Origin of the sequence: Saccharothrix xinjiangensis (genome assembly GCF_039527585.1) — a bacterium.
Lineage (GTDB): Bacteria > Actinomycetota > Actinomycetes > Mycobacteriales > Pseudonocardiaceae > Actinosynnema > Actinosynnema xinjiangensis.
Genome location: NZ_BAAAKE010000039.1, coordinates 1 through 15,421 on the forward strand (window position 1 = coordinate 1; position 15,421 = coordinate 15,421).

A 15,421-nucleotide genomic window follows, 5' to 3' on the forward strand; every position below is an offset into this window, starting at 1 on the left:
CGGTCGAGCCGCCGGTCGCCGCGCCCGCGCCGCCGCCCGCGCCCGCGCCGGCCGCGGCGGCCTTGGCGCCGCCCGCGGCGGCGGCGAGGTGGCCGGTGGCGCCCAGGCCCAGCACCATCGGCGCGATGATCCCGCGCAGCGCGCCGTTGACGTCGGCCAGCTCGGCGGCCAGCGCGCGGCAGTCGACGCACTCGTCGAGGTGCGCCTCGACCTGGGCGGTCTCCCGCTTGGACAGGCCGCCGCGGGTCCACGCGCCCAGCCGGTCCACGGTGGCGCGGCAGCGCTCGGCCCGCGTCTCGGCCAGGTGGACCTGGAGGTAGGCCTGCTTGAGGCCCTCGCGGGCGCGGTAGGCGAGCGCGGACACGCCGTTGGCGGTCAGCCCGAGCACCGGCGCGACCTCGGCGGGCGACTGGCCCTCGATCTCGGTGTGCCAGAGCACGGTCTGCCAGCGCTCGGGCAGCCGGGCGAACGCCCGCGCGGCCAGCGACCGCTCCAGGCCCGCCACGGCGGTGTCGGCGAACGGCACGGAGGTCGCCTCGGGCGCGACCTCGGCCACGTCGTCGGCCAGTTCGAGCTTGCGGTCCCGGCGGGTCTTGTCGTAGGCCGTGTGGCGCAGCGCGGTGAGCAGGTAGGCGCGGAACGCGGTGTCCGGGCCGCGGCCCGCGCGCAGCGTGTCCAGGACTTTGGCGAAGGCGTCCGAGACCAGGTCGTCGGCCTCGGCCGAGGACCTGGCCAGCTGGCGGGCCAGGTTGTACGCCGCGCTCACGTGCCGTTCGTAGAGCTGCCCGTAGGCGTCGGTCGACCCGGCGCGCACGGACTCGATCAGCTCCGCGTCACCGGGTCCCTGGACGTCGGCAGGAACGGTCGCCACGTGTTTCCCCTCCTCGCGCGTGGGCCAGTTTGGCGCACCGGGTCGCGCACCGTCACGGGAAGACCCTCAATCGTGTCCTGGAAATGCCGTCATGGATGACCCGTCGCGAAGTCTCGTACAAGGCAGACCGACATCGAGGAGGCGTCCGGGTGGGTGTTCGGGTAGCGGTGGCACGGCGGTTCGGCGCGGACGGGGCACGCGTCCTGCGGTCGAGGTGGCGGACCGCGGCCATGGCCGCGGGCTGGGCCTTCCCCGCCGACTGGCCGGTGCGCGAGGTCGACGAGGTCTGCGCGGCGGTGCTGGGCGCGCCGGACCCGAGCGGCGCGCTGTACCGGCTGGGCGGCGCGCGGGCGGAGTCCGGGGCCGGGCTGGCCGAGACGCTGCTGGACCTGGCGGCGCTGCACGCGGTGCTCACCGGGCCGACCGGGTCGGACGGGATGGTGTCCCCGGACGTGGACGCGGTGCCCGCGCGGATGCTCCGGGCCACCGCCCTCGGCTGGGGCGACGTGGTGAGCGCGCAGGCGGCCGAGTGCGCGGCGGACAACCCGCTCACCGGCCTGGCCACCTCCGCCTACCTGCGCACCAGGCTGCGCGAGGTGTACGCGGAGGAGCGCGTGACCGGTCGCCGCGGTCACGCGCTGGTGCTGGCGGCGCTGGACCTGAGCCGGGTGAGCGGCTGGTCCCGCGTGGTGGCGATGACGTTGCTCGCGGACGCGCTGCGGGAGGTGTTCGACGCGGGCCAGACCGTGGCGTCGGTGGGCCCGGCCACGGCGTGCGTGCTGCTGCGGCGCGACGAGGCGCTGGACCTGGCGGTGGGCAACCTGCGCGTGCTCGCCGCCGACCGGCTGGCCGTCGACCCGCACGTGGCGCCGACCGGCCCGGTGCGGATCCGGGTGGAGGAGCTGCCCCCCACCTGGGAGGAGGCGGTCGCGCTGATCACCGGGCTCGGGCGCTGAACTCCTGCCCGGCGTTGAACTCCTGCCCGGCGCCGAACTCCTGCCCGGCGTTGAACTCCTGTCCGGCGCCCGCCCCGGTCCCCACCGGGCACGGGCCGGCGACCCGCGCGCCGGCCGGGGCGCACCCGGCCGACGCGCACCCGGCCGCTACTTGCGGATGATCCAGCGCTGGTCGGCCCGACCGGCCTCGCACGGCGCGAGGACCAGTTCCTTGTGGACGCCGTTGTGCGTGGCGCAGCTGCCGGTGCCCTTCAGCTCGAACAGCCAGGTGCGGTAGCCGTCGTAGGAGCTGCCCACCCACCGCTGCTCAGGGGAGCCGACGCAGTCACGGCCGGCCAGTCGGCCGTTGACCGAGGTCACGCACCAGCCGTACGCCTTGCTCTTGATCGTGTTGTCATCGGAGATGTGCCACTTCTGGTTGTTCTGCCCGTGGTACGCGTGGGGGATGACCGGGTACTCGGGGTCCCACGCCCAGTTCGTCTGGTCCCACACGTCGTCCTTCCGGGTGTCGCTCTGGACCACCCACTCGTCCTGCTGCGTGTCGGGCCCGGTGGCGTTGGCGGTCGGCGCGGTGAGCAGCGCCGAGGCGGCCACGGCGGCGGTGGCGAGAACCCGTCCGAACTTCATCCGCTTTCCTCCTGGTCTGTGGATACGTGCGCACCGTCGAGTAAAAGCGCCGGACAGGGGGCATGAGCGGCGGGAAGACCATGGTGTCGGCACATGACACGACCTGGTCGGGGCCGGCGTCGCGACGGTCACGGAGGTGGTGGGCCGGCGACACCCCATCGGCGGAAAATCCCACCCGATCCGGGGAGGACCCGGGTCGGGTCTCGCGGCGCCGCCCGGTCGTGGCCCGATGATCCCCGGGCGTTTGACACCAGTCCCGGTGTGGTGGTCTTCTAGTGTCTTAGTTGAGTAGAACAATCTAGGAGGCGTCGGGTGGAGTTCCACGTCGAACGTGCCAGCGGCCTCCCCGCGTACCTCCAGCTGGTGCGCCAGGTCCGCGAGGCGCTGCGCCTCGGCTGGTTGAGACCCGGCGACCGGCTGCCGACCGTGCGCGACGTCGTCGCGTCCAGCGGGGTGAACGCGAACACCGTGCTCAAGGCGTACCGGGAGCTGGAGATGTCCGGACTGGTCGAGGCCCGCCAGGGGTCGGGCACGTTCGTGAAGGCGGGCCTCGGGTCGACGTCGCCCGAGGTGATGGCCGCGCTGCGGGCGCGCCTGGCCGTGTGGGTGCGGGAGGCGCGCGAAGCGGGGTTGGACACCGAGGACATCGACGCCCTCGTGCGTTCGGTGCTGGCCAACGGAGAAGGGGTGGCGGTCGCATGACGACCGTGGTCGAGCCGGTCGACACCACCGCGGTCGCGGTGCGCGCGCGGGGACTGGGCAAGCGCTACAAGGACAGGTGGGCGCTGCGCGGGTGCGAGTTCGAGCTGCCCAGGGGTCGGGTGGCGGCGCTCGTCGGCGCGAACGGCGCGGGCAAGACGACGCTGATGACGGTCCTGGCGGGCCTGCTCCGGCCCGACGAGGGCGCGGTGGTCGCGGACGGCCGCGTGGCGTTCGTGTCCCAGGACAAGCCCGTCTACCGGAACTTCACCGCCGCCGACGTGCTGCGCCTGGGCGCGCGGCTCAACGTGGTGTGGGACGAGCCGCGCGCCCGCCGCTGGCTGGAGCGCTTCGAGGTGCCGCTGGACCGGGCGTGCGGCAAGCTGTCCGGCGGCCAGCAGGCGCAGGTGGCGTTCGCGCTGGCCGTCGGGTCCCGGCCGGACGTGCTGATGCTCGACGAGCCGCTGGCCAACCTCGACCCGCTGGCCCGCCGCGAGGTCACCGCCGAGCTGCTGACCGAGGTCGACGAGACCGGCATGACCGTGCTGCTGTCCACCCACGTGGTGGCCGAGCTGGGCGGCGTGGCGGACCACCTGCTGCTGCTCGCGCACGGCAGGCTGCTGGCGGGCGGTGACCTGGACGACCTGCTCGCCCGCCACGTCAGCTACACCGGCCCGCGCTCGGACGTGCCGCCCGCGCTGGGCGAGGTCGTCGAGGCGCGGCACCGGGGCAACCAGTCGACGTTCCTGGTCGAGCTGCCCGAGGGCCACCCCCGCCCGGTCGTCGCGGGTCAGTGGCGCGAACGGCCGGTGACCTTGGAGGACTACGTGCTCGCGCAGCTCGCGGCCACCCGGAAGGGGTTCGGGGCATGACCGCCGCCACCACCACGACCGCGACCACCGCCGCCCCGGCGGCCACCCGCGCCCGCGTCGGCTGGGGCGACCTGCTCTGGCTGACCTGGCGGCAGCACCGCTGGACCGTCGGCGGCACGGCCGCGATCGCCGCCGGCCTCTCGGCGCTGGCGCTGGGCGTGGCGTGGCACGTCGACGCCACCGGCCACGTCGAGCACACGCTGCTGTTCGACGAGTACGGCTACCTCACGGTGGCTCAGGCGCTGGCCGTGGCGCCGGTCCTCGCGGGCTTCCTGATCGCCGTGTTCTGGGCCGCGCCGCTGCTGTCGCGCGAGTACGAGCAGCGCACGCACCTGGTCGTGTGGACCCAGGACCTCAGCCCGGCCCGCTGGCTGGCGGGCAAGGTCGTGCTGCTCGGCGCGGCGGGCGCGGCCCTGTCGGCGGGCTTCGGCGCGGCCGTGGTCGTGCTGATGAACAGCGTGAACCGGCACACGGACGGGGGATCGGAGTTCCTGCCGTTCCACAGCGACGCGTTCGAGGTCGTGCCGCACGTGCAGGTCGGCTACGCCCTGTTCGGGTTCGCGCTCGGCCTCGCGCTCAGCGCGCTCACCCGCCGCACGGTGCTGTCCATGGGGCTCGCGCTCGTCGTGTTCTTCCTGGTCCGGGGCCTGGTCGCGAGCGTGTGGCGGCCGTACTACGCCTCGCCGCTGCGCAGCGTGGCGCCGTACGACCCGCTGCCGGAGAACGGGCGGAACATCGCCTGGCCGGCCCGGGACGCGCTGATGGTGGACGTCGGGTACCTGGACGCGGCGGGCGCCGAGATGGACGCGGTCACCGACACCTCCTGCCTCTCGACGGCCGACGAGGCGGACGGGTACGGGCGGTGCCTGTTCGACCAGGGGGTGAGGCAGACCTTCGTCGACTACCAGCCCGTGGACCGCGTGCTGTCGTTCCAGCTCGTCGAGCTGGGCATCTTCACCGCGTTCGCGGCCGGCCTGTTCGCGCTGACCTTCTGGTGGGTCAAGCGGACGCACCGCGTCTGACGGCTCGTCGCCGGCAGGAGGTCCCGCGCGCCCCGGGTGTGTGCGGGACCTCCTGTTTGTGCAGGTAGGATCACCGAACCGTGGACTCACGTACCCGTCTTCCCGTCGTCGGCATGATCGGCGGCGGCCAGTTGGCGCGCATGACGCACCAGGCCGCCATCCCGCTCGGCCAGTCGCTGCGCGTGCTCGCCGAGTCGGACTCCGACCCCGCCGCGCTCGTCGCCCGCGACGTGGAGCTGGGCGGGCACACCGACCTGGAGGCCCTGCGCGGGTTCGCCAAGTCCTGCGACGTCGTCACGTTCGACCACGAGCACGTGCCCCAGGAGCACCTGCGGGCCCTGGCCGCCGAGGGCGTCAAGGTCCTCCCCGGGCCGGACGCGCTGGTGCACGCGCAGGACAAGCTGGTCATGCGCGTGCGGCTGGCCGGGCTGGGCCTGCCGGTGCCGCCGTTCGCCGAGGTGCGCGAGGCGGGCGACGTGCTGCGGTTCGGGGCTGAGCACGGGTGGCCGTGCGTGCTCAAGGCGGTGCGCGGCGGCTACGACGGCCGCGGCGTGTGGATGCTGAACACGCCGCAGAGCGCGCAGCGCGTGGTGCCCGAGCTGCTGGAGGCCGGCACGCCGCTGATGGTCGAGCAGTGCGTGCCGATGCGCCGCGAGCTGGCCGCGCTGGTCGCGCGCTCGCCGTTCGGGCAGGGCGCGGCGTGGCCGCTGGTGGAGACCGTGCAGCGGGACGGCATCTGCGTCGAGGTGCTGGCGCCCGCCCCGGGCGCGGGCGAGCTGACCGAGCGGGCCCAGGAGCTGGCGCTGACCGTGGCCGCGGAGCTGGACGTGGTCGGGCTGCTGGCCGTGGAGCTGTTCGAGACCGACGACGGGCTCGTGGTCAACGAGCTGGCGATGCGGCCGCACAACTCCGGCCACTGGACCATCGAGGGCGCGCGGACCTCGCAGTTCGAGCAGCACCTGCGCGCCGTGCTCGACTACCCGCTCGGCGCGACGGACCTCGCCGCGCCCGCCGTGGTGATGGCCAACGTGCTCGGCGCGTCGTCGCCGCCGGAGATGGGGCCCGACGAGCGGCTCCACCACCTGTTCGCCCGGTTCCCCGACGCGCACGTGCACCTGTACGGCAAGGCGGAGCGACCGGGGCGCAAGATCGGCCACGTGACCGTGCTCGGTGAGCGGATGGACGAGGTGCGCGAGCGAGCGGGGCTCGCCGCGCACTGGCTGTCCGACGGCGTGTGGCTGGACGGGTACGACATCCACGGGGGGCAGCGGTGACACAGGTCGGCGTGATCATGGGCAGCGACTCGGACTGGCCGGTGATGGGCGCCGCCGCCGAGGCGCTGGCCGAGTTCGGCGTGCCGTACGAGGTCGGCGTGTACTCGGCGCACCGCACGCCGCAGCGGATGCTGGACTACGCGGCGTCGGCGGCGTCCCGCGGGCTGAAGGTGATCATCGCCGGCGCGGGCGGCGCGGCGCACCTGCCGGGCATGGTGGCGTCGGCCACGGTGCTGCCGGTGATCGGCGTGCCGGTGCCGCTCAAGTACCTCGACGGGATGGACTCGCTGCTGTCGATCGTCCAGATGCCGGCGGGTGTGCCGGTGGCCACCGTGTCGGTCGGCGGCGCGCGCAACGCGGGCCTGCTGGCGGTGCGCGTGCTGGCGGCGTCCGACCAGGTCCTGGCGGAGAAGATGGCGCGGTTCCAGGCCGACCTGGCCGACCTGGTGCTGGAGAAGGACGCGGCGCTCAGGGCTGTTGCCGACAGCACAGCGGACAGGGGCGTGAACGCGCGCTAACATCCTGGTAGTACGCCCTACCGGGAGGTAACTTAACGTGGACCCGAGCTTCGGTACCTACAAGCTCGCCGAGGAGCACGAGGAGCTGCGGTCGGCGGTCCGCTCGCTGGCCGAGAAGGAGATCGCGCCGCACGCGGCGGACGTGGACGAGCAGGAGCGCTTCCCGTCCGAGGCGTTGAACGCGCTGGTCAAATCGGGTTTCTCGGCAGTGCACATCCCGGACGCCTACGACGGCCAAGGCGCCGACTCGGTCGCCACGTGCATCGTGATCGAGGAGGTGGCGCGCGTCTGCGCGTCGTCCTCCCTGATCCCGGCGGTGAACAAGCTCGGCACCATGCCGATCCTGCTGGCGGCGTCCGAGGAGCTGAAGCGCCAGGTGCTGCCGTCCATCGCGACGGGCGACGCCATGGCGTCCTACGCGCTGTCCGAGCGGGAGGCCGGCTCCGACACGGCGTCCATGCGCGCCAGGGCCCGCCTCGACGGCGACCACTGGGTGCTCAACGGCAGCAAGAGCTGGATCACCAACGCGGGTGAATCGACCTGGTACACGGTGATGGCGGTGTCGGACCCGGACGCGCCGAAGAAGTCGCAGGGCATCTCGGCGTTCGTGGTGCACAAGGACGACCCGGGCTTCGTGGTCGGGTCGAAGGAGCGCAAGCTCGGCATCAAGGGCTCCCCGACCCGCGAGATCCACTTCGAGGACTGCACCATCCCGGCGGACCGGGTCATCGGCGAGCCCGGCACCGGCCTGAAGACCGCCCTGCGCACCCTGGACCACACCCGGCCGACCATCGGCGCGCAGGCCGTGGGCATCGCCCAGGGCGCCCTGGACCAGGCCGTCGCCTACACCGGGGACCGCAAGCAGTTCGGCCGCGCGATCGCCGATTTCCAGGGCGTGCAGTTCATGCTGGCGGACATGGCGATGAAGGTCGAGGCGGCCCGCCACATGGTCTACGTGGCGGCGGCGCGGGCGGAACGGGGTGAGCCGAACCTGGGCTTCATCACCGCGGCGGCCAAGTGCTTCGCGTCCGACGTGGCCATGGAGGTGACGACGAACGCGGTGCAGCTGTTCGGCGGGGCCGGGTACACGCGGGACTTCCCGGTGGAGCGCATGATGCGTGACGCGAAGATCACGCAGATTTATGAGGGCACGAACCAGGTGCAGCGGGTCGTGATGTCGCGGGCGCTGCTCAACCGCTAGATCACCTGGTTCCGTCGCGGCCTGGAGGTGCCTGGTCTCCATGATCAGGCCGCCTCGGCCTACCTGGTCGGACGCTGACAGCATCGCGGCCCGGAGCTACAGTGTCCGTTCCACGGCGTTCCCGTTACCACCACGCTGGAGCGGCGACAGTTGTTCGAGATGACCAACAACGCGGGGCCGGTTCACGGGAACCTGTTCCAGGCCGGGGTGATCCACGGAGATGTGGTGCTGCACCACCACCTGCGCGTGGAGCCGAGTGACCTGGAACGCGCCCGACTCCGCGAGGAGGGGTGGGAGTCACCCGAGCAGCGCCTGACCGATTACCTCGTCGCAGCCCTCCGCCTGGCCGTGGAGCACCCCTACCCCGGTGTGCTGCCGCAAACCCAGCCGCCTCCGCTCTCGGAGGTCTACCTGGAGCAACAGGCCACCGACGAGTTGTCGGCCGGCATCCCCGCGGAACTGGTCTTCCGCCGTGAGGACGACTGCGTGGTCAGCGGCGGACCGGGCGCGGGCAAGTCGAGCCTGCTCCGCATGGGCGTGGTCAAGTTGGTCCAGTCGCTGGCCGCCGGCGCGGAGGACGCTCAGGTGCCCGTTCGAATCCTGGCCACCGACCTGCTGCCCGACCGCCCCTTCGCGGAGAGCCTCGCGGCGGCGATCCGCGCGGATTTCGGTGCCGGAGCCATGCGCGGGTGGTCGGCCGGGTTCTTCCGCGAGCCACCGATCAGGGGTGGGCGTTGGCTGGTCATGGTCGACGGCTTGGACGAGGTCTCCGGTGTCGAGAACCGCGGCCGGATGCTGCGGCAACTCTCCAGGATCGCCCACGACCACCATGACACGCACCGCTTGCTGGTGGCCACCCGTCCCATGTTGGAAGTCGACGAGCGCCAGGTCCGGCAGTGGGAGCGGACGAGCTTCAGGTTGCAGGAGTTCCGGCAGCACCAACTCCCCGTGTTCGCCAAAGCGTGGTTCGAGGCGCTGGACCTGCCCGACCCGCAGGGCTTGGCGGCCAGGTTCACCACGTCGGTGGAGCGGATGAGCCTGGGCACGCTCGCCACCACTCCGCTGATGGCGACCATGCTGTGCCAGTTGTTCGCCGCCAGACCGGACGCGAAACTGCCCACCACCAGGCGTGAGGTGTACCAGCGCTTCACCGAACTGCTCTACAGCCGGGTCCTGTCGAGCACGCCTCCCGCGCAGCACGCCGATTCCGTCATACGACTGCGGGAAGCCCACATGAGGATCGCCCGGGCGATCGCGAAGCTGAGGCAGGAGGGGGAAACGGCAGCCACCGTCGACCTGCTGGCACAGTCCACCTCCGCGGCGCGACCTCAGGACCTCCCGGAAAACCGGTGGCGCGACCTGGTGTACGACGTGATGTTGTCGACGGGCCTGTTCGCGGCCCACCGGGACGACCTGAAGTTCATCCACCAGACCATGACCGAGTTCCTGGCCGCCGAACACGTGGCGACCAGCCGGCGGAGGAGCCTGCGGACCCACGTCGAACTGTTCGGCCTCACGCACAACCGCAATCCCGTTGAAAGTTCCGTGCGTTCGCGGCACAGCGCGCGGACCGAGTGGAACAACAACTCCTACATCCGGTTCCTGCTGGCGGCGTGGTTGGCCAACGGGTTCCCGTTGACGAGGCCGGGGCTTGCCAGGGTGGCCCGCCGGGGTGGTCGGGACACCCTGGCCGGGATCAGGCTGTTCACCGACCTGGCGGCTGACGGGGTCGACATCGGGGACCGGCTGCGTCGGCACATGACTGACTCGTTGCGGAAGTTGGCCAATGATCGGAACGCGCTGTTCCGCGATCGCTGCGCCGCCGCGACCCTGCTGTGGCGGCACGGCGATCAACACGGGAAAGCGACGTTGCGCCGGTTCGCCTCCACCGGGCACCGGAACATCCCCGATCGGGTTCGGGCAGCGCTCGCCCTGGAAGAGGAGGGCTTGCCGCTCCTCCAGGCCATGCTGGGAGAAAAGCACCTTCCTGAGGACCACCTCCACGTGGTGGACGGCTTGGTGGCAGTCGACTTGACGGCTGCCCACTCGGCGTTGCACGAATTGCTCTGGCGCCCGGGGAATTCGCCACAGGTTCGAGCGAAGGCGCTGGTCTGCCTGGTCAGGACCGGTGATCCGGCCGGGCACCGACTCGCCGTGGCGATGTTCAGGGACACCGTCGCCGCCCACGCCGAGACCCTCGAGGCACTGCTCGAACTGGTGCGAACGGCCGTCGACAACCCGCCGGTGCACGGACGGCTGCTCAGGGCGGTCATCGCGGCGGCGGACAACCGGGCCAATTCCCCCGGCCTTCGGATGGACGCGGCGGATTTCCTGCTGTCGACGAGGCGACGCGTGGCACTGAGGTGCTTGGTGGACATGGCCAAGGACCAGTTCGTGGACCCCCAATGGCGGATCGAGGCCGCGCTGAGGCATGCCGTGGTGAACTCGGACCGGGAACTCTCCGCGACCCTGCTCGTGTCGGTGTTCAAGGCCACGCACCGCCGACTGGACGACGACGACCGACGGCGGGTCGAGTCGACGCTGCGAACGCTGGACGCGGCGGACCGGATCTCCCGTTAGGCCGGTTGGCGCTGTCCGGCCGGCCCAGGACGACCGGTAGCCACGGCAGGTCCGGCACGTCCCACGCCTCGCCGGCGGCGTCCGCGGCACGCCTCGCGTCCTCGTGCCGGCTGATCAACCCGTGCTGGTTGAGGTGGGCGCCGGCGGTCGCCAGGTTCGTCACCACGCCCTCGTAGCAGAGCAGGCTGTGGAAGCCCACGTCCTCCACGCCGATCACCTCGTGGCCCAGCGGGCGGATGGCGGGCGGCCAGGGGGTGCGCCCGGTCAGGAGCAGGCGGTCCGGGTGCTCGGTCAGGCGGGACAGCAGGGGTGCGTCGAAGTCGGCCTCCGCCACGCCCACGGCGAGCAGGTGGGTGGCGGGCACGGGGGTGGTGAACCAGGCGTCGTCGTCCGGTTGGGCGTTCACCAGGTGGTCGCTGCACGTCACCACTCGGGACGGGAGGTCGGACCCCGGTTCCCAGGGCGGCATCACCCGGTAGCCCAGCAGCACGTAGTTCACGGACGGATGATGCCGGGCCGGTCGGGGTGGGGTCGACAGGGATTCGTCAGGCGGGGCGGCATCGTGCCCGGTCGGGTTCGCCCGGTCTGTCAGGTGCCTGTGGGGTGGCTGTCGAGTTGCTGTCCGGACCGGTGTGGTCGTTGAAAGTTCATATAGCTTGCGAGGGTCGGTTGACCACGAAGGGGAGTCGTCAATGATCAAGGACGTGGCCGCGCTCATCGGGCGGATCGGGCTCGGCGTGGTGTTCATCGCGCACGGCTGGCAGAAGCTCGTCCAGTCCGGGATGGACGGCACGGCGGCCGGTTTCGAGGCCATGGGCGTGCCGCTGCCGACGCTGTCCGCCTGGTTCACCGCGCTCGTCGAACTGGGCGGCGGCGCGCTGCTGATCCTCGGCGTCGCCACGCCGGTCGTGGGCGCGCTGCTCGCGTTCGCCATGCTCGGCGCGCTGGTCATCGTGCACCTGCCCAACGGCCTGCTCGGCCAGGGCGGCTACGAGTACGTGCTCGTGCTCGCGGTGGCCTCGCTGGCGCTGGGGTTCAACCCGGGCAACCTCTCGGTCGCCCGGCTGGTGCGGGCGAAGCAGCCCGCCTAGCCCACGAGGTCCAGGGTGGTCTGCTCGGCGGTGCGGCGCGCGGAGAGCAGGTCCGGTGCGGCGTTGCTGCACTGCACCAGCGAACCGCCGCCCGCCAGCACGGCGAGGAAGCCGCCGAGCAGACCGTCCGGCATGGACCATTCCACAGTGGACAGCACGCGCGAGGTGGTCGTGATGCCCAGCGTCTCCGCGCGGTGGTGGGCTTCCGAGACCACTTCGTCCACAGTGGACTTGAGGAGCGCGGGCGTCGAGCCGGCCACCGGCTCCCACGGCGCGAAGTCGTCGCCGAACACCCGGATGTCGTCGTTGTAGTCCACCGGCGCGCCGCTGCCCAGCCCCATCGGGTGCAGCGACACCACCGCCGTCACCTCGGCGCCGGGCGCGGCGCCGCCGGGCGGCACCAGGGCCACCTTCGCGCCCGCCGGGTCGTCGGTCACCGCCGCGCCGCACCACCACGCGCCCAGCAGCACGCCCGCCGTCTGCCAGTGCGCGGGCAGCAGCACCGCCACCGGGTCGCCCGGCTCGACGTCGTGCTCGTCGCGCAGCCAGTTCGCCGTCTTGGCCGCCCAGTTCCGCACGGTCGCCCGGGACAGCTCCACCCGCGTGCCCGCGGCGTCGTCGTAGTGGGTGATCAGGGGACGGCCGGGGTTCGCCGCGAACAGGGGCGCGAACAGGGCATCCGTGACGGTCATGGATCAAGCGTGCCATGCCGGCCGGCTCCGGGCTCGCAGGACCCTGGACGGAGGGGAGGGGGCGGCGGAGCGGAGGACCGGCCGGGGTGGGAGCGGGGCGGGGTCTGGCCGGGCCGGGCCGGGGCTGGTTGGAGCAGGGGCCCTGCTCCGCTCGACGCCCCGGGCCAGGCGGGGCTAGTCCACGCAGGGCGGTCCCTGGAGCGCCGTTCGCGCCCGCCCGTCCAGCGACACCCGCTTCCCGCCGCCGAAGCCCTGGGTCGTGGTCGGAGCAGCCGGCTCCGTGGTCGTCGGGACCGGCGTCGTGGTCGGCGCCGGGGTGCGCGTGGTCGTCTTCTCGCCCAGCACCTGCGCCACGAACGCCTTCACCTGCGCCCGGTCCACGGTCACGATGCTCTGGCCACGCTCGTTGCGGACCCCGACGCCCGTCACCGGGATCGTCGCGAACTCCACGTTCCCGCCCGCCAGCCCCCTCGCCTGACCCGCGAACGTGGCCAGGTCGAACCCCTCGTCCACCACGACCGACTTGTTCACCGCGTCCAGCAGCCCCGACAGGCGCGCCGGGTCGGCCAGGGTGCCCGCCGACAGCAGCTTCGACATGGCCGCCGACATGAACACCTGCTGCCGCGTGATCCGGCCGAGGTCGCCGTTCGGGATGTTCTTGCGCTGCCGCACGAACGACAGGGCGTCGCCGCCCGAGATCGTCTGCACGCCCGCGCGGAAGTCCGCGCCCGAGTCCGGGTCCGAGGTGGCCGCCTTGAGGCACACGTCCACGCCGCCGATGACCTCGGTGAGCAGGTAGAACCCGTAGAGGTTGACCTCCGCGTAGTGGTCGACCCGGACCCCGGTCAGGTCCTGCACCACCTGCACCAGCGCCCGCCGACCGGCCTGGTCGCCCTGCCGGGACCGCTCGTCCAGCGGCACGCCCTCCGCCGCCAGCCGCTCCATGGTGCGCAGCTTCGTCACCCCGTACGCGCCGTTGATCTTCTCCTCGCCGTGCTGGGGGAGGGTGACCCAGGTGTCGCGCGGGATGGACACGGCGTGCGCCTGGCCGCCGTTCTCGGGCACCCGCAGCACGATGACCGTGTCCGTGTTGAGCGTGTCGGTCGCCTCGGTGCGCAGCCGGCGCAGCACGTCGGCGGGCAGGGGCCTGCCCTGCGCGTCGGTGCGGCTGTCGCTGCCGACCACCAGGATGTCGGTGGCGCCGTCCTCGACGGGCGGCGCGCCCTCCTCGTCCTGGAGCACGGTCAGCACGTCGGTCTTGTTGACGCTCTCCTCGACCCGCTGGAGCGCGGCCCAGCCGTACCCGGACGTCGCCAGCACGACCGCGGACAGCAACGCCAGCACCGTGCGCCAGATCACCACGGCGACCTTCACCGGCGTTCCTCCCACCCTCGACCCTCGGCTCCGTCCGACCAGGCTAACCACCTCCGGCCGGTCGGACGCCCGGGTTCGCCGCGAGGTGGGTTCAGTTCACGCAGACCATGCCGTCGGCGGTGATCGGCGGGGTGGGGCTCGGCGCGGAGGAGCCCGTCGGCCCGGTGCCCCCCGCGGCCGCCGGGTCGGACTGCCCCGGTGGCGAGAAGTCCGCGCCGACGTGCACCTCGACCTGTCCCCGTGGCACGGTGTCGTCCTCGACGGCCTCGGCGTTACCGCCCAGGGCCGAGATCACCTTTTCGGCGCTCGCCAGCTCGCCCGGCGCGTGCCGCACCACGGACGTCTCCGCGTAGGCGCCGGTCTCGGCCGCGCCGCGGTCGAAGCCCCGCTCCGCCAGGATGTCCAGCACGGTGGCGGCCAACCGGGCGACGCCCGCCGCGTTGAACACGTTCACGGTGATCGCCGAGTTCGGCGGCGCGGACGCCGTCGTGGTCGGCGCGGACGAGGACGTCGGCTCGGTCGCCAGGCCCTTGATGAACTGGCGCACCTGCGCCGGGTCGACCGGCAGCACGTTGCCGTCGGTCCACGTGTCCGTCGGCGGGCCCACCGGGATCGTGCGGAACTGGATGTTGCCCGACACCAGGCCCTGCATCTGCTCGGCGAACTCGGTGATGTTCCACCGCTCGCTGAGCACCACGGACTTCTTCACCGCGGTCACCAGCTGGTCGAGCTTGTCGAAGTCGGTCAGCGTGCCCGTGGACAGCACCTGCCGGGCCAGCGCGCCGATGAACACCTGCTGCCGCACGATCCGGTCGAGGTCGCCGCCCGGCAACCCGCCGCGCTGCCGGACGAACGACAGCGCCTGCGCGCCGGAGATCGTCTGCCTGCCCGCGCGGAAGTCCGCGCCCGAGTCCCGGTCGCTGGTGTCGGCGTTCAGGCACACCTCGACGCCGCCGATGGCCTTCGTCACCTCGTAGAAGCTGGCCAGGTTGACCTCGGCGTACCGGTCGATGGTGACCGAGCCGCCGGTCAGGCCCTCGATGGTCTTGATCAGCGTGCGGCGGCCCGCCTGCATCGACTCGCGTTCGACGCGTGCCTCGTCGGTCACGCCCTGTGCGCGCAGCTCCTGCGCGGTGTCGTTGCGCTGCCTGGCCATCGCCGAGTTCAGCTTGTGCTTGCCGAAGCCGTCGGCGATCTCCACGTGCGAGTCGCGCGGGAACGAGATGGCCACCGCGCGCGTGCCGTCCTGGGGCACGTGCACCAGGATCATCGTGTCGGTGTTCATCGTGCCGTCCGCCACACCGCCGTTGAGCAGCGCCAACACCTCGTCCGACAGCGGGTTGCCCTGCGCGTCGGTGCGGCTGTCCACGCCGACCAGCAGGATGTCCACCGCGCCGTCGAGGGGCTTGCGGGTCACGCCCTCGGTCTGCTCGGCCACCGAGGAGGAGATGACGTCGGTCGTCGTCATGCCGTCGTCGATGTCGCCGAGGTGGTACCAGCCGTACCACGTGACGACGAGCACAGCGGCCGACACGAGCGCCAGCAGTGAACGCCCGGTGAGCACGAGCACACGCAGAGCAGCCGATCCACCGGCCGCCTTGGGCGGACGCACGTCCACTTGCCCTGCCTCCCCCGGGTGCCTTG

The 15,421-nt window shown here is 72.4% G+C and carries 15 protein-coding genes; 9 read left to right on the forward strand and 6 right to left on the reverse strand.

Annotation, left to right across the window (positions count from 1 at the left end; all coding sequences use genetic code 11):
• The coding region (locus ABD223_RS40085) for a sigma-70 family RNA polymerase sigma factor (protein WP_344042944.1) at positions 1-871 on the reverse strand (871 nt) is incomplete at its 3' end.
• 149 nt (positions 872-1,020) lie between these two features.
• On the opposite strand from ABD223_RS40085, the gene ABD223_RS40090 reads away from it, so the two are divergent.
• Entirely contained in the window at positions 1,021-1,827 is an 807-nt protein-coding gene (locus ABD223_RS40090) for a GGDEF domain-containing protein (protein WP_344042946.1), read from the forward strand.
• 147 nt (positions 1,828-1,974) lie between these two features.
• Here ABD223_RS40090 and ABD223_RS40095 read toward each other — a convergent pair whose 3' ends face one another.
• Positions 1,975-2,454: a ricin-type beta-trefoil lectin domain protein gene (locus ABD223_RS40095; protein WP_344042948.1), complete on the reverse strand. Its 480-nt coding sequence runs from the start codon at positions 2,452-2,454 to the stop codon at positions 1,975-1,977.
• Between the two features lie 312 nt (positions 2,455-2,766).
• On the opposite strand from ABD223_RS40095, the gene ABD223_RS40100 reads away from it, so the two are divergent.
• From ABD223_RS40100 to ABD223_RS40130, 7 genes are all read left to right on the forward strand, one after another.
• Positions 2,767-3,156 (forward strand): GntR family transcriptional regulator, encoded by a 390-nt coding sequence (locus tag ABD223_RS40100; protein WP_344042950.1) that lies wholly within the window; start codon positions 2,767-2,769, stop codon positions 3,154-3,156.
• The gene (locus tag ABD223_RS40105; RefSeq protein ID WP_344042952.1) at positions 3,153-4,025 is read left to right on the forward strand and encodes an ABC transporter ATP-binding protein; all 873 of its coding nucleotides are present in this window, start codon (positions 3,153-3,155) and stop codon (positions 4,023-4,025) included. Before ABD223_RS40100 ends, ABD223_RS40105 begins: the two co-directional genes overlap by 4 nt.
• Positions 4,022-5,047, forward strand: a complete 1,026-nt coding sequence (locus tag ABD223_RS40110) for a hypothetical protein (RefSeq protein WP_344042954.1) — start codon at positions 4,022-4,024, stop codon at positions 5,045-5,047. The genes ABD223_RS40105 and ABD223_RS40110 overlap by 4 nt, the downstream gene beginning before the upstream one ends.
• An 80-nt stretch (positions 5,048-5,127) precedes the next feature.
• A complete protein-coding gene (locus ABD223_RS40115) occupies positions 5,128-6,321 on the forward strand; it encodes a 5-(carboxyamino)imidazole ribonucleotide synthase (RefSeq protein WP_344042956.1) in 1,194 nt (397 codons plus the stop codon).
• Positions 6,318-6,839, forward strand: a complete 522-nt coding sequence (gene purE, locus ABD223_RS40120) for a 5-(carboxyamino)imidazole ribonucleotide mutase (protein WP_344042958.1) — start codon at positions 6,318-6,320, stop codon at positions 6,837-6,839. The genes ABD223_RS40115 and purE overlap by 4 nt, the downstream gene beginning before the upstream one ends.
• Positions 6,840-6,876: 37 nt before the next feature.
• Entirely contained in the window at positions 6,877-8,040 is a 1,164-nt protein-coding gene (locus ABD223_RS40125; protein WP_344042960.1) for an acyl-CoA dehydrogenase family protein, read from the forward strand.
• 159 nt (positions 8,041-8,199) lie between these two features.
• Positions 8,200-10,620, forward strand: a complete 2,421-nt coding sequence (locus ABD223_RS40130; RefSeq protein WP_344042962.1) for an NACHT domain-containing protein — start codon at positions 8,200-8,202, stop codon at positions 10,618-10,620.
• Here ABD223_RS40130 and ABD223_RS40135 read toward each other — a convergent pair.
• Complete coding sequence (locus tag ABD223_RS40135; protein ID WP_344042964.1) at positions 10,526-11,119, reverse strand: hypothetical protein; 594 nt, start codon at positions 11,117-11,119, stop codon at positions 10,526-10,528. The genes ABD223_RS40130 and ABD223_RS40135 overlap by 95 nt on opposite strands.
• Before the next feature lie 193 nt (positions 11,120-11,312).
• Here ABD223_RS40135 and ABD223_RS40140 point away from each other — a divergent pair, with 193 nt between their 5' ends.
• The gene (locus tag ABD223_RS40140; protein ID WP_344042966.1) at positions 11,313-11,711 is read left to right on the forward strand and encodes a DoxX family protein; all 399 of its coding nucleotides are present in this window, start codon (positions 11,313-11,315) and stop codon (positions 11,709-11,711) included.
• On the opposite strand, the gene ABD223_RS40145 is transcribed toward ABD223_RS40140, so the two are convergent.
• The 3 genes from ABD223_RS40145 to ABD223_RS40155 form a co-directional block, all read right to left on the reverse strand.
• Positions 11,708-12,403 carry a TIGR03089 family protein gene (locus ABD223_RS40145; RefSeq protein ID WP_344042968.1) on the reverse strand — a complete coding sequence of 232 codons (696 nt, stop codon included), beginning with the start codon at positions 12,401-12,403 and terminating at the stop codon, positions 11,708-11,710. The genes ABD223_RS40140 and ABD223_RS40145 overlap by 4 nt on opposite strands.
• A 174-nt stretch (positions 12,404-12,577) precedes the next feature.
• Complete coding sequence (locus ABD223_RS40150; RefSeq protein WP_344042971.1) at positions 12,578-13,777, reverse strand: LCP family protein; 1,200 nt, start codon at positions 13,775-13,777, stop codon at positions 12,578-12,580.
• A 91-nt stretch (positions 13,778-13,868) separates the two neighbouring features.
• The gene (locus ABD223_RS40155; protein ID WP_344042973.1) at positions 13,869-15,395 is read right to left on the reverse strand and encodes an LCP family protein; all 1,527 of its coding nucleotides are present in this window, start codon (positions 15,393-15,395) and stop codon (positions 13,869-13,871) included.
• Between the last annotated feature and the right edge of the window lie 26 nt (positions 15,396-15,421).

Bases quoted from the DNA above. Each gene is read 5' to 3' on its own strand.
- ABD223_RS40095 (WP_344042948.1), bottom strand. From the start codon at position 2,454: ATGAAGTTCGGACGGGTTCTCGCCACCGCCGCCGTGGCCGCCTCGGCG.
- ABD223_RS40110 (WP_344042954.1), top strand. From the start codon at position 4,022: ATGACCGCCGCCACCACCACGACCGCGACCACCGCCGCCCCGGCGGCC.
- ABD223_RS40140 (WP_344042966.1), top strand. From the start codon at position 11,313: ATGATCAAGGACGTGGCCGCGCTCATCGGGCGGATCGGGCTCGGCGTG.
- ABD223_RS40130 (WP_344042962.1), top strand. From the start codon at position 8,200: ATGACCAACAACGCGGGGCCGGTTCACGGGAACCTGTTCCAGGCCGGG.
- ABD223_RS40145 (WP_344042968.1), bottom strand. From the start codon at position 12,403: ATGACCGTCACGGATGCCCTGTTCGCGCCCCTGTTCGCGGCGAACCCC.
- ABD223_RS40105 (WP_344042952.1), top strand. From the start codon at position 3,153: ATGACGACCGTGGTCGAGCCGGTCGACACCACCGCGGTCGCGGTGCGC.